At 33.4% G+C, this 22,175-nt stretch carries 23 protein-coding genes and 1 pseudogene; 12 read left to right on the forward strand and 12 right to left on the reverse strand.

Annotation, left to right across the window (positions count from 1 at the left end):
- The first annotated feature begins 59 nt into the window (after positions 1-59).
- Positions 60-1,457, forward strand: coding sequence for an aminotransferase-like domain-containing protein (locus LIS78_RS27615; RefSeq protein WP_252285398.1), 1,398 nt, complete (start codon positions 60-62; stop codon positions 1,455-1,457).
- Between the two features lie 503 nt (positions 1,458-1,960).
- On the opposite strand, the gene LIS78_RS27620 is transcribed toward LIS78_RS27615, so the two are convergent.
- Complete coding sequence (locus tag LIS78_RS27620; protein ID WP_252285399.1) at positions 1,961-2,227, reverse strand: hypothetical protein; 267 nt, start codon at positions 2,225-2,227, stop codon at positions 1,961-1,963.
- Positions 2,228-2,338: 111 nt separating this feature from the next.
- Positions 2,339-2,905, reverse strand: coding sequence for a hypothetical protein (locus tag LIS78_RS27625; RefSeq protein WP_252285400.1), 567 nt, complete (start codon positions 2,903-2,905; stop codon positions 2,339-2,341).
- A 963-nt stretch (positions 2,906-3,868) separates the two neighbouring features.
- On the opposite strand from LIS78_RS27625, the gene LIS78_RS27630 reads away from it, so the two are divergent.
- Positions 3,869-4,108, forward strand: coding sequence for a hypothetical protein (locus LIS78_RS27630; protein WP_209151984.1), 240 nt, complete (start codon positions 3,869-3,871; stop codon positions 4,106-4,108).
- 344 nt (positions 4,109-4,452) lie between these two features.
- On the opposite strand, the gene LIS78_RS27635 is transcribed toward LIS78_RS27630, so the two are convergent.
- Together LIS78_RS27635 and LIS78_RS27640 are read right to left on the reverse strand one after the other, a co-directional pair.
- Positions 4,453-5,037 (reverse strand): phosphatase PAP2 family protein, encoded by a 585-nt coding sequence (locus LIS78_RS27635; protein WP_179880364.1) that lies wholly within the window; start codon positions 5,035-5,037, stop codon positions 4,453-4,455.
- 291 nt (positions 5,038-5,328) lie between these two features.
- On the reverse strand, positions 5,329-5,544 hold the full coding sequence (locus LIS78_RS27640) for a hypothetical protein (protein ID WP_098324974.1): 216 nt from the start codon (positions 5,542-5,544) through the stop codon (positions 5,329-5,331).
- 193 nt (positions 5,545-5,737) lie between these two features.
- Between LIS78_RS27640 and LIS78_RS27645 the strand changes: the two genes are divergently transcribed.
- The 4 genes from LIS78_RS27645 to LIS78_RS27660 all read left to right on the forward strand — a co-directional run bounded on the left by LIS78_RS27645 (position 5,738) and on the right by LIS78_RS27660 (position 8,780).
- Positions 5,738-6,289, forward strand: a complete 552-nt coding sequence (locus LIS78_RS27645) for a YhcN/YlaJ family sporulation lipoprotein (RefSeq protein ID WP_098324973.1) — start codon at positions 5,738-5,740, stop codon at positions 6,287-6,289.
- 222 nt (positions 6,290-6,511) lie between these two features.
- Complete coding sequence (locus LIS78_RS27650; protein WP_252285401.1) at positions 6,512-7,057, forward strand: undecaprenyl-diphosphatase; 546 nt, start codon at positions 6,512-6,514, stop codon at positions 7,055-7,057.
- 192 nt (positions 7,058-7,249) lie between these two features.
- Positions 7,250-8,023, forward strand: coding sequence for a TerC family protein (locus LIS78_RS27655; RefSeq protein WP_252285402.1), 774 nt, complete (start codon positions 7,250-7,252; stop codon positions 8,021-8,023).
- Between the two features lie 367 nt (positions 8,024-8,390).
- Positions 8,391-8,780 (forward strand): GtrA family protein, encoded by a 390-nt coding sequence (locus LIS78_RS27660; protein WP_245210737.1) that lies wholly within the window; start codon positions 8,391-8,393, stop codon positions 8,778-8,780.
- A gap of 325 nt (positions 8,781-9,105) precedes the next feature.
- Here the strand turns inward: LIS78_RS27660 and LIS78_RS27665 are convergent, their stop codons facing one another.
- The 4 genes from LIS78_RS27665 to LIS78_RS27680 form a co-directional block, all read right to left on the reverse strand.
- Positions 9,106-10,122: a glycosyltransferase family 2 protein gene (locus LIS78_RS27665; RefSeq protein WP_209151987.1), complete on the reverse strand. Its 1,017-nt coding sequence runs from the start codon at positions 10,120-10,122 to the stop codon at positions 9,106-9,108.
- Positions 10,123-10,134: 12 nt separating this feature from the next.
- A complete protein-coding gene (locus LIS78_RS27670) occupies positions 10,135-11,826 on the reverse strand; it encodes a DUF6044 family protein (protein WP_252285403.1) in 1,692 nt (563 codons plus the stop codon).
- A gap of 213 nt (positions 11,827-12,039) precedes the next feature.
- Positions 12,040-12,612 (reverse strand): DUF2238 domain-containing protein, encoded by a 573-nt coding sequence (locus LIS78_RS27675; RefSeq protein WP_252285404.1) that lies wholly within the window; start codon positions 12,610-12,612, stop codon positions 12,040-12,042.
- 20 nt (positions 12,613-12,632) lie between these two features.
- On the reverse strand, positions 12,633-13,199 hold the full coding sequence (locus LIS78_RS27680; RefSeq protein WP_209151990.1) for a DUF2238 domain-containing protein: 567 nt from the start codon (positions 13,197-13,199) through the stop codon (positions 12,633-12,635).
- 289 nt (positions 13,200-13,488) lie between these two features.
- Here LIS78_RS27680 and LIS78_RS27685 point away from each other — a divergent pair, with 289 nt between their 5' ends.
- On the forward strand, positions 13,489-13,887 hold the full coding sequence (locus LIS78_RS27685; RefSeq protein WP_098621784.1) for a MerR family transcriptional regulator: 399 nt from the start codon (positions 13,489-13,491) through the stop codon (positions 13,885-13,887).
- Positions 13,877-14,783, forward strand: a pseudogene (locus LIS78_RS27690) (DMT family transporter). Before LIS78_RS27685 ends, LIS78_RS27690 begins: the two are co-directional and overlap by 11 nt.
- Positions 14,784-15,071: 288 nt before the next feature.
- Here LIS78_RS27690 and LIS78_RS27695 read toward each other — a convergent pair.
- Entirely contained in the window at positions 15,072-16,427 is a 1,356-nt protein-coding gene (locus LIS78_RS27695) for a TrkH family potassium uptake protein (RefSeq protein ID WP_252285405.1), read from the reverse strand.
- 498 nt (positions 16,428-16,925) lie between these two features.
- Positions 16,926-17,111: a gamma-type small acid-soluble spore protein gene (locus LIS78_RS27700; RefSeq protein ID WP_116079223.1), complete on the reverse strand. Its 186-nt coding sequence runs from the start codon at positions 17,109-17,111 to the stop codon at positions 16,926-16,928.
- Between the two features lie 236 nt (positions 17,112-17,347).
- Here LIS78_RS27700 and LIS78_RS27705 point away from each other — a divergent pair, with 236 nt between their 5' ends.
- The 3 genes from LIS78_RS27705 to LIS78_RS27715 all read left to right on the forward strand — a co-directional run bounded on the left by LIS78_RS27705 (position 17,348) and on the right by LIS78_RS27715 (position 19,353).
- A complete protein-coding gene (locus LIS78_RS27705; RefSeq protein ID WP_252285406.1) occupies positions 17,348-17,722 on the forward strand; it encodes a DUF4430 domain-containing protein in 375 nt (124 codons plus the stop codon).
- A gap of 451 nt (positions 17,723-18,173) precedes the next feature.
- On the forward strand, positions 18,174-18,581 hold the full coding sequence (locus tag LIS78_RS27710) for a hypothetical protein (RefSeq protein ID WP_252285407.1): 408 nt from the start codon (positions 18,174-18,176) through the stop codon (positions 18,579-18,581).
- A 415-nt stretch (positions 18,582-18,996) separates the two neighbouring features.
- A complete protein-coding gene (locus LIS78_RS27715; protein ID WP_043977899.1) occupies positions 18,997-19,353 on the forward strand; it encodes a hypothetical protein in 357 nt (118 codons plus the stop codon).
- A gap of 45 nt (positions 19,354-19,398) precedes the next feature.
- Here LIS78_RS27715 and LIS78_RS27720 read toward each other — a convergent pair whose 3' ends face one another.
- Together LIS78_RS27720 and LIS78_RS27725 are read right to left on the reverse strand one after the other, a co-directional pair.
- Positions 19,399-20,052 carry a hypothetical protein gene (locus tag LIS78_RS27720; protein ID WP_252285408.1) on the reverse strand — a complete coding sequence of 218 codons (654 nt, stop codon included), beginning with the start codon at positions 20,050-20,052 and terminating at the stop codon, positions 19,399-19,401.
- 282 nt (positions 20,053-20,334) lie between these two features.
- Positions 20,335-20,805 (reverse strand): DinB family protein, encoded by a 471-nt coding sequence (locus LIS78_RS27725; RefSeq protein ID WP_116079230.1) that lies wholly within the window; start codon positions 20,803-20,805, stop codon positions 20,335-20,337.
- A gap of 723 nt (positions 20,806-21,528) precedes the next feature.
- Here LIS78_RS27725 and LIS78_RS27730 point away from each other — a divergent pair.
- A complete protein-coding gene (locus LIS78_RS27730; RefSeq protein ID WP_252285409.1) occupies positions 21,529-21,753 on the forward strand; it encodes a hypothetical protein in 225 nt (74 codons plus the stop codon).
- Positions 21,754-22,175 lie beyond the last annotated feature (422 nt).

Consider the following 22,175-nt stretch of genomic DNA (forward strand, 5'->3'; position numbering starts at 1 on the left):
TTCATTAGACCAGATCAAAAAGAAACATGCTAAAATCAAAGGGATTGGGAGGGAAAGAAATGAATAGAGATTATTTATATAAACAAGTATACGATTATGTACTACACCGAATCGAACTCAATGAATGGAATGAAAATGAAAAGCTCCCTTCAATTAGAAATTTAGCTGCTAAAATGAAGGTTCATCGCTTAACTGTATTAAAGGCCTACCAGCTTCTTAGACAGGAAAATAGAGTCTATGTCAAAGATAAATCCGGCTATTATGTCCAATCCCGTAAAATTAATAAATTAGAAAGTCTGGATAATCTGATTGTTTCTGCATATGTACAAAAAAATCATTTATCGGAAATCCATCAGGTACCTGTTTCCTATCAATTTTCGCAGGCATTAATTGACCCTAATCTTTTACCAAATCGCTTCATATCCGACTATGTGAAAAAAGTTTTTGATCTCTACCCAAAGGTTCTCTCCACCTACTCCAGCGTTCAAGGCGATCATGAACTGCGTCAATCACTTTCTGACCATTTTAATCGGAAGTATAAAACGATTACACATCCAGATCAGCTTTTAATTACGACCGGTTCCCAGCAAGCCATTCATCTGATTGCCCAGGCATTTATAAAATCAAGAGACACTATCCTCTTGGAGAGGCCAAGCTATAGTTCTGCCATTGATATTTTCCGAGCACAAGGAGCCAATATTGTCACCGTCGATATTCATCCGTACGGATATGATTTAGAGCAGATTGAATGTATCATGAAAACACACAAACCTCGTCTGTTTTATATGAATCCAACCTTCCATAATCCAACCGGATACACGGTCCCATCGGCTCAAAGAAAGCAATTAGTCCAGTTAGCCGAGCACTACCGTTGTTTGTTAATAGAAGACGATGTGTACAACGACATCTTTTTTGCTCAGGAGCCTCCGCCGCCCATGTATACCTATGATACCTCCGGCATGGTGATTTATATCAAAAGCTTTTGCAAATATATATCACCAGGGTTGCGAATAGCTGTCATGATGAACTATCAGTATTCCTTGGTGAAATCATTGCTAGCAGTAAAATCATTGGCGGATAATGGATCACCACTTTTGAATCAAAAGATTTTCCTGCATTACTTTTCATCTCCAAGGCTGCAGCAACACGTTGAGAAGCTACGAATTGCGCTACAAATACGAAAGGAAATCATGGAGGAAGAACTGTCCGTAACCGATTGGCGATGGACTAGCCCAAATGGTGGTTTGAATTTATGGGTACAGCTCCCAGACTGCCTGTCAACAGAAGATTTATTGGTCAAGAGTCTTGAACAATCCATTTCCTTTGTTCCCGGCCAAATATGTGACCCCTTAAAAGAGCCATCCTCATGGCTTCGGTTAAGCTATTCCTATGCTAATGAAGAACAAACCTCGGAAGGAATTAAGAAGTTTATTAATTTAGTACGCTCTACTCAATAAGGGGTAACGTCAGGAAAATGCAGATTTACAACGTTAAGGAAATTCCAATACTAAAAAGCCCAATTTCTCTGTATTCAATTAGAGAAATTGGGTTCTTATTTATTCCTAAACTATTATTCCCTCAAAAACGTTCGTTAAGGTATACTTTTACGAACTTTATTATAAAAAAAGAATCCTTTGCTCCAATAGCAAAGGATTTTCAAGTTTAACGATGGAATAGAGGGAATATATTATTAGTGTGGTCAGTTTTCTAGATTCATATACATGCGGGATTAAAAACCTATATCTTAATCAAAAAGTTATTCTGATAATGATACTTTTTTAATACTAAGATGTATTTTTTCAAAAAAATTACTTTCTGGTAAAAAATAATATTAATAATTAACTTCTTTATAAAAGAGAGTAGATAAACCATTTATTTAGTACTTATTTTGAGTAAAACATTTAATTCTATATAAAAAAGTATGCCTCTATCAGCATACCTTTTTATATAGAATTAACATTTATTCATCTTTTTTAAGTTTCCTAAGTAACTTGTGATATCCATATATTCCTGCTGCAGTTAGGAAAAGAATGGTACCCCATTGACCTGGCAAAAATTTAATTAACCAAAGGGCCATTGTGATAGTTGCTACAGTTAAAAGTCCTACCCAATTATCGTGCTTTAAGCGCTTTTTGTTAGCTAAGACAACGATATAACCAATTGGTGGTACTAGAATGCAAAGAAGAGTAAAAAATCCATCAGACCGATACCAAGGTCTTTTTCCCATACATATTTCACCTACTTTATGTAAACCTCTAGGTGTCCATTATATCAAACTTCCAAAATATTCATAGAAGACTTGTTTCATATGACAATAGAAGTGATTATTTATTTTACATCACAGAAGTAATGTTACTAAGGCACGAGCCACCATATCCGATAACCATTTTGGAACGCCTGTTTTTTGCAACTGATTTGAAATCCCTGCTGTAATTGTTCCAGAGAATCCAATTACAACATTTAATGTTTTCATAACAACTTCATATTTTAAATAACCTTTAAGAAGTTTTTTTGATGTGCTTGAAATAGGTAGCTTGTTTATGTAGGAACTAACTGTTCTGTCCCAAGCTACTTTTCCATAACGGCCTAATTTTTTAATCATTGCTTTTGCGGCAACTTTGGCAGCTTGTGATTTAACGCCCATCGTCGTCATTTCGCCCGACGACGAATCTTTTGGTAATTCTCTTTGAATTCCCTTTACAATATCGCTTGTAGTGATGCCTGCTGATTGAAGCTCATTTTGAAGTTGAACAAGCTCCTTAATTTCTTCATCTGATAATGTAGGTAATTCTGATTCTTCTATCTCAGTAGCTGCTTTTGCTTGTAATGGCAGCTGAGAGGCAACACCGAATATCATAACCCCTGCTACAGCTGCTGTGATGAGTTTCTTTTTCTTGCTGTTCATTGAATTTCCCCCTAAAAACTAGTAAATATGTAATAACAAATAGCATATTAACATAAATTGGGTTTTTGTTACAACATAATTTATTCCATAAACTAACATAAGGGAGAATAATATTTTAATTTTTTTAAAAAAGATTATTTTTATAGGAACGAGCATATGTATAAAAGGTGCACTTTTTATACATTTACCCTCCACTTGGGTATCGAGAAAACGTAGTCACATCAAGGATGTATAAAAAGCTGCATACTCCGGAAAAAGAACCCTCGGCGGAACCGTTCTGCGACAAGGGTTCTTTTTTGGGTTGTGTTCCGGAAAGAGTGATTATGTTAACTAAAAATGAATACTCTATACAGTCTAAAAAACAGAAAAACTCCCCACTGCACAAGGGGAGTTTTTCTGCTCTTGGAGAAGAGATTCGTGTCGGATTATTGGATGCCTTACGGCATCTTGAGTAGTTTGCTCAAAATACTATTAAATATCCGTTTATATAAGATTAGAGTATAAATTATTTTTTATAAGTTGTTCGGCCTAAATAATTTGTGTAGAAGAGAATAATAAAGGGAACTATAGATTCTTTTCAAAGTTTTTTTCTATACGTGCAGGATTATAGCTGGAATTATGATTAAGATCAGTGTAAATAGAAAATATTAAAATACTGAGACAAATAACACCACCAATTAAGAAGAATATAAATTTATATTAAATTCGGAGGTCATTTCCTATGATGTTGATCATGTAATTTTAAAATTGTATCATACCTAATTTTTTGTAACATTTTTTAGTGAAATGGAGAGAGTGTTATTTTAAGAAGGAAGCCAAGTGACCAATGTCATTCATTTTTTAATACGTTATGTAGGTCGCTTTATTAGTTTCGCTACTAATTTATAGTGTATATCTTTTAAGAAAAAGAACACAATAATTCTCTAGAATGGGACTTATATTAGAGAAAGGATTTATTTATAAATGAGCAAAAAAACCTCTGAATATGTCATCTTTCTTTTGTGGTTTGTTTTTCTGTTTACTCTATGGGCACTTGTAACGTTGTTAGAAGGTACAAATGGACAATGGTGGTCTATTCTTCGGTTAAATCCAGAAGTACCTGAACCATTTGCTCTGGAGTTTTCGTATCTGAAAATAATCATTGCAGCTATTTTGTCTTTCATGCTGGCTTATTTTATAGTTTTATTGCTAAGAAAGAAATAAAGCCCCTATTTATCATATAGAGGCTTTATTTTTAAGTGCTTATACTAACTAACTTCGTATATGATATACAACTAAAAAACAGAAAAAGTGTTTACTGATCAAGCAACCTACTCTTCAGTAGTTTGCTAATGATATGAGGTTACCACATAGAAAGTAGTAGTAGTATCCCTGAAAAAGCCTGCTTAAGCCTGCTTCTGTAGCTTCTTTCATAAAGATAACGTTTAATATGTCCTAATGGAGCAAAAAACTATAGTCTGTACTTTTAAAAACGTAAGACTTTTTAGTTTTAAATGCTCCTTATAGAACATCAAGATCCAATAAGCCTGTTAAAAAAGGAAGAGAACCTAACTGTCTCTGAGCTTGTTCTTTTCTTCATAATACCTTGCATATAGAATAACCATTGTAAGCCAAAATCCACTAATAAGGTATCCACCAATAACATCACTTGGATGATGCACGCCTAGGTATATACGACTTAATCCCATGAATAAAATTATAGTGATTACTATTAAAGTCAATAGAACTTTCATTTTTTTATTTTTCACATGCCTCCACAGGATGAATAACAGGAATCCGTAGAGGACAAAAGTGTTCATAGCATGCTGGCTCGGAAAGCTGTGTCCATCGACCTCTATTAAGTGCTGACCGTTTGGTCGTGAACGACTTAATAGGGGTTTTAAGCCTTCTCCAAGTAATCGCTCTCCTAGCATGGTAACAATAAATAAAACAGACATAAGACGATCTTTCATCATAAAATACAGGTAAAATAACACCAACAACGATAACCCAATGATAAAGTAGGTTGATCCAATAAAATCAAGAAATTTCATTACCTTTGTTAAGAAAGAGAAGTGATTTTTATGAACGTTAGATAATAACCACTGGTCAAATTTATCTAGTTTTTCTAGTTTAACTAATATGGAAATCATAACGAAGCTACTAAGTAATATTAGCGCCATAATTATAGATAACTTGAATCTAACTAAAATTCTCATGTCAGCACCTTCAAATCTATGTGAGTAATAACAATGTGTTAGCTAAGGGTGTTTGTTCTCGTCTATCGTAAATAAAACATGTTCATTCTACTTCTATGTAATTAAGTTATTAGTGTTTATTTTTTGTGATTATTAAAGGCTTTATGTAGTAAAAACTACATAAAGCCTTTAATAATCAACCGTAACTCAATTGCTATACAGAACATACTATTGTAAATACAGTTTTTATCGCTTGGATAAACCGTTTTTCATCTGGTTTCTACTGATCATTGTTTGCATAGTTGGTGCCCCTGTTTTATTTCCATTTCCTCTTATTATCAAAATCACTAAAGTCCCAATTCCTATGCTTAAAAGTGACAGTAGCGTGCCTCTGTTATTATTTTTCTTCCCAGATAGGCCATTAACATTAAATAAAGAAGTTAGCTGCTGTACATTATTCATTATGCAAATCCCTCTTTGATAAGTGTTTGAAAGAAAGCTCTCTTCCAACATCTTTATTTTTTGCCGATGCTTCATATATATACTGGGAAAATGATGCTATCATCAATTGGATTTTCAAATTATTTCCTGTGATTATTTAAAAAACAATGTAAACCTTAATACATATATGACTAGTAGAAGGAGTGAAAAAGGAATGAAGACAAAAAAATATGTACTAGGACTCTTATCAGCTATTTTATCAGTAGGCTTTCTTTTTGGTTGTAATGATAAAAAAGATGAAGCTGAGCCTGATCCAACTGAAGAACCGTCTGAACAAAAAGCTCAAAATACTCGTGACAACAATGATCTACGAGACGTGGGATTTCAACCAGACCGCGTCCAAAATAATAATGTAGATAATAATAATCAGACACAATTAGAGGTAGCTGATAAAGCTGCGGATCGTATTTCTAAATTAAATGAAATAGACACTGCAAATGTGATCGTTACAAACCGAAATGCATACGTGGCTGTTGTTTTAAAGAATGGAGAAAACGGTGAAGTAACCGACCCTTTAAAAAAGAAGATTTCAGATCAAGTAAAAGCTACAGATAAGGATATTCGAAATGTGTATGTATCATCCGATCCTGATTTTGTAAATCGTATGGAGGATTACGGAAATCGAATTAATGAAGATGCGACAAGAAATGGTCTATTTGAAGACTTTACTGAAACTGTTCGAAGAGTATTCCCTAACAATCGTTAAATAAAAATGATGAGATATAACAAAGCAATTTTTTATGTTTTAAAAAGAGAGGCCTCCTTATAGATTAAGGAGGTTTCATATATACTTCTCTCTCCATTATACAAAATGACTTAATAGTTATTTTTGATTCCATTTTTGCTATCATGGGATTATTGATCATGTAATGGATTCTTCATTAAGGGAGAAGAATCTGTCTATCTAAAATTGAAGGAGAAAATCAGGATGGATTATAAAATATTCAGGAGAATTAATCAACTGGCTGGTCGCTATTCTGTATTAGATATGCTGATGATATTGATTTCAAATAAGATACGTTATCTATTCGCTTTTGTATTAATGTTGATGTGGTTTCGAGGCTATTCACAAAGAAAAGTGACTGTATATGCCGCCATATCTGCAACTTTTACGTTGCTGATTAACATGTTAATTCAATGTTTTTATTTTAAGCCTCGTCCATTTATGAAGCGCCGTGTCGGCATCCTTATTCCTTCCAAAATGAACTCCGCATTCTTAAGTAAACATACGTTGCTTACAACTGCTGTATCCACTTCTATTTTTCTACATAAACGTGTCATTGGGGTAGTTATGTGGGGATTGTCCTTATTAACAGGATTCTCAAGGGTTTGGGTAGGGCATCATTATCCCTCTGATATTATCCGAAGCCTCTTTGTTGGTAGTTTGACAAGTATTGCCGTTGAGAAAATTTTTCGTTCTCTAAAAATAATGAACCGAAAAACAAAAAATTGTTATGCTCCAACACGTAAATGATAAATTCCTAAAGCTCTATACAAAAATTCAAGAACCTGGTTTTTGGTTGAGATTTTAACCACTCGTCTACAGAGGAGTAGTGTTAAAATAATGAAAGTCCTATTCTCTAGGATTGTCTCTGGCATATATGGTCATTCTATTGTAGAAAAAACCTTTAGTTAACAGGTTTCGCTTTAGAAAGGAGGAAGGTGAATGGAATCTATCTGGCTCGAATACGCTTGGGCATTGCTAATCCTAATCGGCTTAGAAGGATTATTATCAGCTGACAATGCTCTTGTACTAGCAGTGATAGCCAAACATTTACCAGACAATCAGAAAAAAAGAGCAATTAATTACGGAATTCTTATGGCCTTCATTTTTCGGTTTGCAGCTCTTTTTGCCATTTCATTTATTGCCAACGTCTGGTGGATACAGGCAGTAGGAGCAGCTTACCTTCTGTATTTAGGTTTAAAGCATGTGATTAAGGCCCGGTTTGGGAAAGATAATGAGAATATTCATAACGATGATGTAAAGAAGTCTGCTGTAAAAGGTTTCTGTCCTACAGTAGGGAAAATTGCGTTAGCTGACCTCGCTTTTGCAGTGGACTCAATTTTAGCTGCGGTCGCTCTAGCCCTTGGTCTTCCAGATTCTGAACTTGGTGACATCGGTGGTATGGATGGTGGACAGTTTGCAGTTGTGGTTCTTGGAGGGATTGCGGGACTTATCTTGATTAAGTTTGCAGCGACCTGGTTTGTGCAACTCCTTGAAAAGCGACCTGCCTTAGAAACCACAGCCTATGCTATCGTTGCTTGGGTAGGTGTAAAACTTGCTGTTATTACTCTTGCTCATAAGGATATAGGTGTCCTAGACCCGCATTTTCCACATAGTACTATCTGGACACTAATCTTCTATGGAGTATTAGTTGGCATAGCTCTATTCGGTTGGTTTGCACCAAGCAATAAGTCATTAAAGAAAACATCAGCTTAAAACATAATTAAGAACAATGTACAGACATAGACCCGATTTCTATTAGGCATTATTATGTTTCATCCTCTTATGAAAAGCATGTATCATAAATTATCTTTTTTCATCAAAAAGAGCTAAAGTGTTTGCCTTTAAAAGCATGTTCGTGCTCTGTAAAAAAAGGAAATTTTTGTAGTTCATATGTGGCTATAGAGTGCGTTAACCTAAACAGGCTTAATGCACTTTTTCATTGGAATTATTGCACAAAAGAAGAAGGTTAATTAAATTCTATAAACTAAATTAAAGCCTTTTTTTGGAGTTAGTATGCACTATAGAAATAAGTTAAGGTTAAAACTTTATATAAATTTAAAGTAAGGGAGGTCTCTTTAATTTGAAAGTTGCCAATGAAGAAAGCATTCACTACTTAAAATTTTGTATCGTGGGGGGATTAAATACAGCTATTGATTTTTTCGTTTTTTCTTTCTTATCTTATGTAGGCGTATATTATATAATAGCTCAATGCGTATCTTATGGGTGTGGTGTAGTAAATAGTTATCTTTTAAATAGAACATGGACGTTTCAACAACAAGATAAAAGGGGGAAGTATGAAATTCTCAAGTTTACTGCCCTAAATGTTTTTACTTTAATTGTTACATCTTTCTTATTAACTTTGTTTCATTATAGATTTAATATATCACTTCCTTACAGTAAGGTTTTAGTAACGATTGTTAGCGTTGCATTAAACTATATTGGTACTAGGTTTTGGGTTTTTAAACCATAAAAAAATAAATGATTAATGTATTCTAAAGGAAACATGTAAGATGCAGTAAAAGAGTTATACTTTGATTTTTTTATTAACAAGTAAAAACTTCATTACATAATTAAACAAGCATATCTTTGTAGATATGCTTGTTTGTATTAGATTGATGCAAATTATTCATTTGAATAATTTTTAAAAGTGTCTAATAAGTGCCAAAACAAAGGCTAGAATGAAACTAAAAATCCATAGTATCAAATTGTCATGTAAAAATAAAAAATATTTATAAAAAAGAAAGAAGTGGATTGGGTATATATGATCTATACACTTTATTATAAGAAGAGCTGATTTAGTTGAACTCTTCTTTAGTTAATAAGCTTTCTTCTGCGAGCGTTGACACCCCTAATCTTTCTGTATATAAGTCAATATCAACCGCATAAGGAGGCCTCTTTTTTACTTCTAAAAATATCTTTCCAATATATTCTCCTACTACTCCTATACTTATTAACTGTATGGCACCTAACAGCCAAATAGAAATAATTAAAGAGGTCCAGCCTATACTCGTGTTACCTAATAACTTTTGAATAAACGCATAACCACCTGTTATCACACTTATAAAAAATAATAAGCACCCTAAAAGAGTAAAGGCTCGGATTGGAACCACACTAAATGAGGTGAGACCATTAAAGGCGAAAGAGACCATTTTTTTCAAAGGATATTTGGTTTCCCCGGCTAGACGCTCTTTTCGATTATATGTCACGTTTGAGGATTTAAATCCAATTAAGGGGACAATTCCTCTTAAAAACAAATCTGCTTCTTTATAACGTGAAAGTTCTTCAATCGCTCGCTTGCTCATTAAACGATAATCTGCATGGTTATAAATAAGGTTGATATTCAACTTTTGCATAAGGCGATAAAAACATAAAGCAGTATTTCGTTTGAAAAAAGTATCTGTTTCTCTACTATCGCGTACACCATATACAATTTCATCCCCCTCATGATACTTTAAGAGGAAACTTCGAATAACAGAAACATCATCTTGCAGATCAGCATCAATCGAAACGACACAGTCCGATTTAGATTTAGCTTTCTCTAGTCCAGCGAGAAGTGCTTTCTGATGCCCTACATTGCATGACAGCTTTAGTCCTGTTACATAGCTATTAATGGTGCTCTCCATCGCAATTAATGACCATGTCCTGTCTTTACTACCGTCATCTACAAATAATATCTTGCTATGAGCTGAAATTAACTCTTCTTTTCTTAGATCATCTAAAACAGAGGAGAGTTGCATAATGGTGTCTTTTAATACTTCTTGTTCGTTATAACATGGAACCACTATGGTTACTAAGGGCAGCTTTGGCTTCAATTTTTATCCCTCCTACATTACTTGATACAAGTAAATCTTCCACACAGATTCTTTATGATTAAATTCTTTCAAGAGCGCAAGGTTATTATCTTTCGCGTTCAAAATAGGGACCGATGAAAAGATATAACGACCACCCATTTCTTTAAATTGATTTGTGTTTAGCTGCAAATGATGTACTTTTATATTTTGATCTTTTGTGAACTCGTATGTTTTACCGAGTTCATTGACAAAGATGTAACAGCGACTTCCCCATTCATCATAATATTTTCTTAATTGCTTATTTTTTTCTAACTCTTTTGCTATTATCTTTCGAAATTTGTACTTGTATTCAAGGGGATATACATTGTTATACGTATCTAGTGTGTAGAACCCGTTGTATTGTGAAATAGCTGGATGGAGTCCAATACTTGCTACGCGATACGAATCCTGAGGATCCCCTATGTATTCTTTTATATCCTTGAATTGTTCTGTAGCATAAAATTCCTTAAAAGAAGGAGAGTGAAAGTAATGGCCATAAAGAAGTTCTTCGTTAAACAGAAGTAGGGTTATAACCTGACTTATAATCGCTATAGTAGCTAGTTGCCTCCAAAACTTTCCTAGTGACCATAGAATGTAACAGGCTAGTGCGAAACTAAGGTAAATAACAATAATTCGTAAGAAATGGAACCTCGCAAAGTTGAATGTATTTAGAAAGCTGATCTTTTCTTTGAGAGGAATCCATAAATTATTAAACCAAAAAGCGTACCATATTGATAAAGCAACATTTAAAAGAAATAAAAAAATGAATAGTTTATTATGTTTTATCTTCTTCTTAACAGCTAATAAAATAAGTGTCAGAAATAATATTGGAAGAATAACATGCGTATGAACAGTCATAACATGTGTATGCCCTATGAGAAAGTTTTTAAGGGAAAGGCGCATGGAATGCCAAAAATCATGTCGCGAAGATATAAATTCCATCCTGTGATTTGGCTGTTCTGAAAGAACCATTGAATAGACAAGGCGATACTCAATTAAAAGATAAAGGGAAGTCATAAAAATAAGGCTAAATAGAAATGGCCAATTCCATCTTTTCTTTCTAATCAAGTCATAAATCCATAAAAAAGAAATCGCCACCAAAAAGAAGAAAAAACCAAGTACAAAGCTTGAATAAAAGGGTAAAAGGAAAAGAGCTACCCATTCTTTCCATGAAAATTCTCCAGAACGGATATTCAAAAATGCCCATAAAGCAAGAGGGTAACCCAATGTACTTAACATGCCTGAAGGCCAAAATGGAGTAAGTGCAAATGCAAGTGATACACCAACACGAACAAAGTGAGCATCTTTGTGTTTAATAAAGTGCTTTTTCAATAGTAAATACATTCCACCAAAAGCAACTAACCGAGTAATCGTTTGACTTAAAGCATAAGCAGTCATAGAAGGAAAGAGAGCGTGAAGCCAAACAATCCCACTGAATGCTGTCCCGAATGCATCACGAGGCAATCCATTGATAATTTGAGGAATCATAGAGTGAAGGCCTCCAAATATCTGACCACTTTCAGCCAGCACCTTATACCAAGCAATATTAGAATCTAAATTATCATGAACACGTATGTGAGCGTCTTCTCCTAATGCATACATAGGGAGAAAATAAAGAAAAAGTAATGCAAGTGCACTGATGATATAAATTTTTTCTTTTCTCTTTCCTGTTGTAGCCACTGACATCTATTACACATCCATTAAATTATTTTTAAAGTGTATCGATTCCCTTTGGCGATTCTACTCATACAAAATATCTGTTTGTTAATATCCCCATCATTATAATCAAAATGTATGTTAGAGAAAGATTTTGAAATTATCATGAGATCATACGAATAAAACTCCTTAATCATTAAGGAGTTTTACCATATGAACAGAATATTTGACAGTTAGTAAATTTTAATTAGACTTTTTTATCTTTGTGCGCCATCCTGCCCATGCTCCTATAAGAAGGCCTCCTAAAGTATCTGCAATTAAATCAATCATCGTATCTTTATTTCCACCGCCCTGTAAAGTCATTCCGAAAAGTTGATCTGAGCTAAATTCGTAAATTTCCCATATGACGCCTCCAAGTGCAGCAAAAGAAAAGGTAAATAGAAAAACAAACCATGCTGATATATACTCTCCTGCATTTCGATGTATTAATCGTTCATATAAAGCGATCCCTGCAAAAGCGAGGATCGCTCCACTTATTAAGTGTAAAAATGTATCCCACCATCCTAATCCATACCAACCTACAATTGAACCCAGGTACTGTGAGCAAAATAAAAAAACTAAGTAGGAAATGATGATAGGCAAGTTAAATTTAAGCTTAGTAAAAAAAGCTAATAAAAGGGGGATTAATCCACATACGAAACCACCTATTGAAACCATTGTCTTAAAGGATTCATTACTCACATAGTAAAATACTGCCAAGCATCCCATAAAAATGACGTAAATCAAACTAAACAATATAACCAGCTTACGTTTCATTCCAACACCTCCTATATTATTTATAGTTTTTGTCGTCGTTTCATAGAATAAATAGCAGTTAAAAGAGCTGATGTCATACCTAAGATCATGTCATACATGGTATCTGTGTTTCCTCCTGATTGCATAGTGTGAGTAAAAGTCAAATCACCTAAAAACTCATAAACTTCCCACAAAACTGTAGCATTCACTGAGATTGAAAGTACAAATAAAAAAATAGCCCATCTAGAAATTTCAGCTTGTATACGGGCAGCTATAAGTAGCTTATAAAGAGAAATTCCTACAAATCCCATGAAGATTCCTTTGTAAAAATGTAGAACAGCATCCCACCATTTAAAGCGATTATAAAAATCTTCAATTGACCCTAAAAACAGGGTGCAAAAAAGAAAAACATAATATCCTACTATAAGAGAAATTGGGAAGGGATTAACCTTCGTAGACAACAATAAAAGTGGTAATGCACTTGTTATCACACCTCCCAATGCTACTTGCCAACGAGAGGAATCTCCTTTGATTAGATAGAAAAAGAGTAAAAAAAGCATAAATATAATAGAAGATATACTAAGAATTAAGATTATTTTTGATTTCAAATTTTCACCCCATTTGTCAAAAAGGTTCTTCTTCGAATAAGCACTATATAGCTAGTTCTTAAGCTCCAAGGAATCCAGTTTTCTCTATATTTTTTGATAAATAATGAAGGTATATACTCTTATTTACAAAAATTAAAATATTATACTGTAATATGTAAAAAACAAAAGAGCTTTCTTTACGTCAAAAGAGAAAATAACAGCTTAAATGCCTTTTTTTATTGTTTACAAATTAATCGTTGACTTAGAGCTAACTCTAAGTTGTAACATGTAAAGAAAGGAGGAAATGGAAATGTATAGTATATCCGAAGTTGCTATGAAAACAGGGTTTACAGCTCATACGTTACGTTATTATGAAAAGATTGGGTTATTGTCTTCACCATTAAGAAAAGGTGGAAAAAGAAGATATACGGAAGGTGAAATTCGCCTTCTCAAATTTATGAAAATGTTAAAACAAACAGGGATGTCTTTAGAGGATATTCAGGAATTTTTAAAGGATGGATGTCTCCTAGAAAACATCGACTCTGCTGCCATTCAATTAAAAAAGATTCAAACGAGGGCAGATATTTTAAACAAACACTTACTTCTTCTAGAAAAGCAAAAGCAAGAGATTGAAACAGTTATGAATGTGACAAAAGAGAAATTAGAGACGTATGAAACAATGATTGGAGATTTGAAAGATGAAAAGTAGAATATACCTTACGTTAATAGGTTTTGCTATCTTTACAGGTGCTACGTTCAATTTGGCTAAGTATGCTGTTCACTATTTCTCCCCTGCAAGTGCTGCCGCATGGCGATTTGGGATTGCTGCACTTGTTATGGTTCTTATATTAGGATTACAAAAACAAATAAAGCCAAAAACCATTAAGATCCATTGGAAAATGTATATCTTACTTGGCATTATAGGGATTTTCGGGTTCAATGCCTTTTTCTTTTTAGGAATGCAATACACTTCACCTTTAAACGGAGCTCTCATCATGGGAACTAACCCTCTAGTAACTGCACTTTTTGCTTATTTTAAAGAATCCCATTACAAAACAACAGATGCTGGGTATATCTTTTGCCTTAGTAGGCGTTATTCTTGTCCTTACGCAAGGTTCGTTAGAAATTATTCAAACACTATCCATTTCTAAAGGTGATTTACTAATATTAGCAGGGAACTTATGTTGGGCCTTATATGGGGTATTAGGGAGAAAATATTTGAATGGTAGTTCTTCAATGAAGACAACTACTTATACAATGATTGTTGGTTCTCTTTGTCTTGTCATCTTAACAGCTTTTTCACCAATCCCTCAGCCTTTGTCTCACGTTACATGGTCAGCTTGGGGAGCTATTCTCTTTATGGCTCTATTTACAAGTGTATTAGGCTATCTATGGTGGAATAAGGGAATGGCTACGATTGGTGCAAGTAATACATCTTTATTTTTTAATTTAGTTCCAGTCGTCACTATGATCCTTTCTATTTTAACCGGTGCACTTATTACATTACCTCAAGTAATAGGTACGTGTTTAGTTGTTTTGGGCGTTTTAACAGCTTCTGGCTTTTTACGCTTGCGAAAAGAACAAAATGTTCCAGCTTCATTATAAGAATGAATTGGTAAGGTCTATATAGAAAGTATATAGACCTTATTACTACCGATAAGCTGTTTTATGTTAACTAGGGGCGTATATCTTATACACTTTAAACACAGAAAAAAGCTATCTCTTCCCAGTCAAAAGAGATAGCTTTTTTCGTGACGTAATAAGAAGTTAGTCGTGATGATTTTATACATCTTGTGTAGTTTATTCATAATAGAAAGAAATATTTATGATTTTGGCTACTTGTGCCTATGACGGTGAATATGTGGACAAAAATATATATTTAAAGTAGATTTTTTAACCAATAAGAATCTTTTCTTCTGCATACCGAATTTTAGATTGTTTATTTGAACGAATAGCAAGCACAAAACCAATGGTAAGAGGCCCCACTCTGCCAATAAACATCATAATCGTAATGAGAATTCGTCCGATAGGACTTAAGTCGCCTGTAAAATTAGCACTTAATCCAACTGTTCCGGAAGCAGAGAACGTTTCAAACAAAAGAGTAGACATATCTACACCTTTTTCTGTGATTGTGAGTAAAAAGAAAATAATAGAAACAAAAATAATTCCAGAAGTAGCAATAGAAAAAGCTCTATAAACAAGCGATTTAGGAATTCGGCGTCGAAAAACATTAATTTCTTCTTTATTTGTCAATACTGACCATAAAGCAAACAATATTAAGACAAACGTCGTTATTTTAATTCCACCACCTGTTGAACCTGGTGCTGCTCCAATAAACATAAGACCCATCATATACACTTTTGAAGGTAATCTGAGCGCCCCAATATCCAAGGTATTAAAACCAGCAGTACGAGGAACTACTCCCTGAAAGTAAGCTGCCCACCATTTATCACCCATGCTTAATTCACCTAAAGTATGAGGGTTATTATATTCTAAAGCAAAAATAATTAGTGTGCTCACGACATTTAGTAGGAGAGTTGAAACTAATACAATTTTAGTATGAAGAGAAAGCTTCCTTATGTTTCGTTTCCGAAAAATATCTGCAATGACAAAAAATCCAGTTCCTCCTATTATGAAAAGTAATGTAATCATAATATTTACGGTTGGATCTCCTACCCATTTACTTAAATTATCCGGTTCCAAACCAAATCCTGCATTGTTAAAAGCAGATATCGAATGAAATATCCCATAATAAATAGCCTTTCCCCAGTTCATTTCTTGTGACCAACGAATAGCTAGGATAAGCGCTCCAATACCTTCCACAGCCAATGTAATTAGCACAACACGTTGGACTAATGCAATAACGCCTTGTAGCGAAAAAGCATTTAGAGATTCCTTAAGTATTAACCTTTGTTGTAATCCAATTTTTTTACCTAGTACAATAAACATGAGTATACCAATAGTCATGAATCCCCAGCCACCAACTTGGATGAGCACAAGCAGAATGAGCTGTCCAAATAAAGTAAATGTAGTTCCGGTATCTACAACAGCTAGTCCTGTTACACATACAGCAGAAGTGGCTTCAAAGAGAGCATCAATAAAGCTTAAATGATGTCTATCACTTGTAGCAGCAGGGATCATTAACAAGCCGGTGCCGAGCAATATTAATCCTAAAAACCCTAAGAATAAGATACTTGCAGGTTCCAGATGCTTCACTTTATGTTTTTTACCTGACTTAGAAATTATCATATTACATTTCCCTTCAAAATGTTTTGAGTAAAGGTTTATTATATATCATACCCATTTATTCAAAAAGATGGTCATTACTTTTATCACACTCATAGCTTCCACGAGTTTTCATTATGGTAACTAAAATTGTATATGGCATACAAATTAAAAAGAGAAAAACTACCTTTGCGAGAGGGAGGTAGTTTTTCTCTTTAATCATGTGGGATTTTGATGCTTTAATGCATATTGGGTAGTTTGCTCAAGCAATAAAATTTTATTCCAAACAGGCAGGTTACCTAATCGAGAACGAAAACAAATAGTGTAGTAAAAATAATTTAGGTGATGGCATCAGTAACTATTATCCTCTGTTTTTTACACTTTTCCGATTTATATAGTTAAAAATAGAAAAGACTGCTTCTTTTGGTTAAAAAGAGACAGTCTTTTTCTATACATAATCCAAATGCTGATTTGATACTCTATTATATCTTGAGTAGTTGACTCAAAATGTTTCTTTAATTATTATTGTCCAGCGTTTTGATTTTTCTTAGCTTCTGCTTGAGCGTTTTGTTGTTTTACTGCTTGTACATCTGTTTCACTAGCAAATTCTGTTCCGAATTTGTTAGACGCAGATGCAGCATTTTGTTGTTTTACTTTTGCAGCATTCGTTCCTGCTGAAGTTTTGTTTGGTTGTTGGTTGTTATTCATTACAATCACCTCCATAAAAGTAATGTTCCCAAGAGGTTTGTAACTATTCTAAAGGCTATTAAGAAATGAGATGTGAAAATATTCCTTTGCTTAAGAACAGCGTCCAATTAATTGGGGGGCAGTTCAACACCAGGGAGTTTTTTCTGTTGCGTATCAACCACTGAACTATATTTACAGAATATAATTTTCACTAAAGTGCTCATAATATGAAAAATACGTCAAAAGGAGATTCAAAAATGCTTATTAAAAAGATACTAATATCTTTACCACTATTCCTTTTTTTTGTTTATTCCCCTACAAACGCATTAGAGATGACGAGTACTTTCAGAATTGTAAATGATAAAAATGTGACTATTGCTTCAAAAGAAGTTTCATTTCAAGAAGGTGAGACATTATACGAAGTAACAAAAAGAGCCTTTAACATAGAAGAATTCCAAGGGAATATTATATCTATAAATGGTATCCATTCAATTCCAAAGAAAAATATACATTGGGCTGTTTTTGTAAACAGGAATTTTATAGAGTTAGGTTTAGATGAAGTTACGCTCAATGAAAATGATGATGTAGTATGGGCTTTGAAAAATTGGGATAACCAAGAAATTTTAAAGTGAATAACATAGAAAATTAAAACATCCTACAAAAAGCAGTTGGTTATTATTCCAACTGCTTTTTTGTAAGTTATAATTTCCGAAAACTGTGATTATGTTAACTATAAATGCATATGATATACATTTTCTTTCACTCAACATTTACTTTTTAATGGAATAAAAGGTAAATATTATGATTTAATAGATATTGGAAATATTCACTAAAATGTAAAATTATAAACGATATAACCTAATTGAGGTGAAGGGAATGAAAAAATCTAATAAAGATGACTTACTTTGGAACATGTTAAAGTTATGGATTTCTATACCTAGAAATATTCGTATAGCATTTCTTTGGGCTTTTATTTTAGGAATCTCTTACTTAGGTTGGGTAAAGCTATTCCACAGATTTACTTAAGTATTAACAAGCCCTTGAGAATAAAAAGGACTTTGCTATCTAGATGGGGGAATGGAATTGAGTCTTTTTAATTTAAGCATTAACGATTTATATCTGCTAATTTTCGGGTTGTTTTTATTGTGGAATAATCTAGAGGCATTATTTGAATTTAAAAAGATACGAAAAGGCCTTCAAACTATTGAAGCAGGAGATATTATTCAGTTAAGTAAATGGCGTTTGTTTATGTTAAGGATAGTAGGGCTCTTTGTATTTAAATGGCTTATTTATCTCATCGCAATTGCTGTTACTGGAAATCTTTTTGTCATTATAGTTACTGTTATACTTGGAAGTTTACGCCTTTATATTTCATATTCCAGTTTGGAAGAAATTAAGAAGTCCCAGAGATTGGACTTCATTGTACTGGCTAGTGAATTATTATTTGTGACTGTATTTATGGGGTACTATTTCGGAGTTACTGTGAGTTAAATTCGTGTTTTTTGGATATTATTTCCACCTATAATTAACATTATGGTAACTAAAGGGATACATTTTGCCTAGTTAATGAAGATATTTAGGAAGGAGTATCAAAGTATTTTAAGGTTTTGAATTTTGCATTGAATGATGAAACATACGTAAAAGAAATATTAATTTCGCTTGAGGGTTAATCTTAATATTCCTTTAGGAATTTATTTTTATTTTATGTAAGTTAAAAGTATCAATTTTCAAAATATCATTTCTTTTTATTGTTTTTTTTAGATTATTAATGTATTTTATACTAGAATTGTATATTTTTGGTTTAACTGGGTGTCTATTAAACTAAACCGGGTATTTGCTTATCTCAGTTTGATAGACATCATGGGAGATCCAAAAATGTACTAAAATATTATATGGGAGGTAACGTATGTTAAAAAAAGTTGCATTCTCCATCGCTTCAGTGGCAATAGCTGGTGTTGTTTTACTTACAAACCAAACCGTAACCCATGCTGATGGGTTATATCCAGTTCAAAAGACTGGTGGTGCAGGTTTAGATCTTCGTAAGACTCCAACCATAAACGGTACACGGACTGAAACAGATATTCCAGATGGACACAAACTCTACTTATATTGTTATGTTAATGGTGAATCTTACAATGGAAGTAAAATCTGGGATTGGGTGGATGATGATTGGTGGCGCGGCGATTTTGACACTGGTTATGCTCCTGATTATTTTATTAAAACTGGTACATCTGGTCCTGTTGTTGAATATTGTTCATTTTAATCGTAAAAGAATAGGAAACAGCCTCATAAGAGGCTGTTTTTTTACTTACATTTTGATTTCTACTGTCTTTGGAGGACTTACTTCCTTCTTAGTCGTTTGATCTCGCACTACATCTGTAATCACTTCAACATACTTTAGGTCTTTTGGATCTTGGGATAGGAAACAGATTAGCGTAAACTTCGTTTTCTCTTTGGCTTTCAAGCTCCGATCTTTGGGGTCTGCGTTCATTTTAGACACTTTCACTTGCTCTCCACTGCTTAAAATCAATGTTTTTATAGGTCCTTTTCCTAAATCAAGTGATTGATTTGAAGTATTTTCTAAGGTGGTTGTTAGTTGAATCACATTCATTTTTTCTGTATTCAACCCTCGTTCTTTCAGGTTATACTTGCCTAGGTCACTTACTTCTGTGCTTTGTACGATTTTAATTCGTTCCACTTGGATATGAAGTGGGCTTACTTCAATCTTCGTATTTGGTTCACTTAATTGATTCAAGACAAATATTCCAAGAGGATGTGTTGCTTTCTCTCCTACTCGAGTTAATGGTTCTTTATAAGCTTTAACTTCTACATTCGGTTTAGGTGTTATGGAATTATTCTCGCTATCAGCTTTGCTTTCTGTTTCCGTTTTTGTTTGACTTGAACAAGCAGATACAAATGCGCACACCCATACAATCATTAGAAAGGAAAAGATTTTCTTCATTTATACACTCCTTTATTACAGACTATTATCAATGTATTTAATTTCATTATATCTTACATATTTTAGAATTATCAAAAAATATCCATATCATTTTGCACAATAAAAAGGGATCACCACAGCAATCCCTTTCTTAAACCCATGCTCCCAGTAGTTGAAGGAGACATCTTATTAAGCCTATCTAATACAAAATAATAACGTGAACCCCACCCTCCCTTTCTAACGTAAAGAAAAGGAGAAAATGGCTATGCCTGTTGATAACCTCGTTATATCATTTTGTCAAATTCAGTTTTTCACACCCACATGTTCAATAATTCGCTTCATTGCCTGAATCTGTCCCATATGAGTTGCTTCATGCATCATTGTAACACCCGCCAGTTCTCCAAAGGTTTTACATCCCAGAAATGGCTTTTCCAAGGTATCTTTTAGCTGTTCAGCAGGAATTTGCTGAATACGAGATAATTGATCCTTTAACTGTATCATAAGCTCATCCATAGTAGGTACATCCCCCGTCCAATCGGCTGGTTTGGTACCATTCCCGAACAATTCCATATAGTTTGCTGGAAGATGAGTTGTTGCATGAGGAAAACCAAACATAGTTTGTTCAGTAACTGTCAAAACGTGACCTGTATGCCAATGAATTGTGTTGTTGAAACCATCTGGCTGCACATCAGTTTGATCCTTAGAAACAGACCCTATGATTTTGAGGAAGTACTCCCTTCCGATTTCAAATTGTTTGAATACAAGTTTGTTCATCTTTTTCTCCCCTTTCACTGATACAATCATCCATATTATACCATCAATGTAAGGAGAAGAATATAATTAAGATACCTCCAGTGCTGCAAAATATTCGTACCCAGTTAACATAACTTATCTATCCTTGTGGTTTATACTTTATTAATAGATTACCTTTTCTACTTCTAGAGGAGTAAATTATTCTTCTGTTTCCACCTACTCTCTTGACACAAGCTCTTTTTACATGTAAGGATAACAGTTTTATATCGCTACCGTAAGATAAGTCTATAAAAGTATATTATTCTAATAAGTAAATACTAAATTATTTCATTTATTATATTAGTTTTATCATTTACTCTACCTGACGACAAATGTGGACTTTTTCTAAAAGATGAGTAATAGTTAAAGTATTTTTTATTAAAGTGTTTTGATATTTACTCTTATAAATGATGTAGCAACAAATATTATCGATATTTTAAAATAAAAGGGATTAAAGATTTATTTAGTAAGTTATTTTAAAATTATCTAACGTTTATTATTTTTATTCTGATGTTTGTATTGATAAAGATGTGTATCTTAAGATATACAAGCAGAAATTACCTTTAACTTTTTTACTCAATAATTCCATCAAGATTTAATTTTCTGAATATTTAAGGTAAGTTAATTAAAAAAGGTTAAATTATCCATATCTATCTTATATACTAAAAATTAACCAATACACAATAAGAAGGAGGAAGAAATCCTATGATAAGCGTAAAAAAAGTTGCTTGTATTTATTATGGGATAAGAATGGACGTTTTTAAACCTGAGGAAATAATCAGCTCTAATCATATGCAGTCCAGAGGATATTTTACTTGTCCTTATTGTGGCGATATCGAAATCACTCATGAATGCCAAGAAGGAAAATCAAGGTTTATGGTTGCTGCTAATAGAGATCGTACTCATGAATGCCTCTCTAAAGAGTCATAAAAAAACAGTCGCTCTAAAAGGATAGATCTTTTTAGAACGACTAATTTTACTTACACAAAAGTCTTTTCAAAATGGCATATTTTATAGAAGAAACTCGTCAAAAAAGTAGCCTTTGCTCCCGTTGAGCAAAGGCTTGTTAAAGTTCAGGCGATCGGGGAATACCTTATTAGTTTAAACTAAATTAAAAATCCATATACTTGTTTTTTCATATTATATAGGTGAGGATTTTACAATGAATGACTCATTATCCAGCTTAGATGGACTTCACTGCGCCACAGAGCAAATCTCAGTATAAATATTCCCGGAAAAACAGAAATTCTTCTTCTTTTTATCTAACCTTATTAAGTGACAAGCTTGTAGAAGCTAGGAAATGTTAGCATCTCTACATATTATCTAAAAATAAGAAGATGAGGTGTTTGAAT

It is taken from the genome of Priestia megaterium (assembly GCF_023824195.1).
Classification (GTDB): Bacteria; Bacillota; Bacilli; order Bacillales; family Bacillaceae_H; genus Priestia; species Priestia megaterium_D.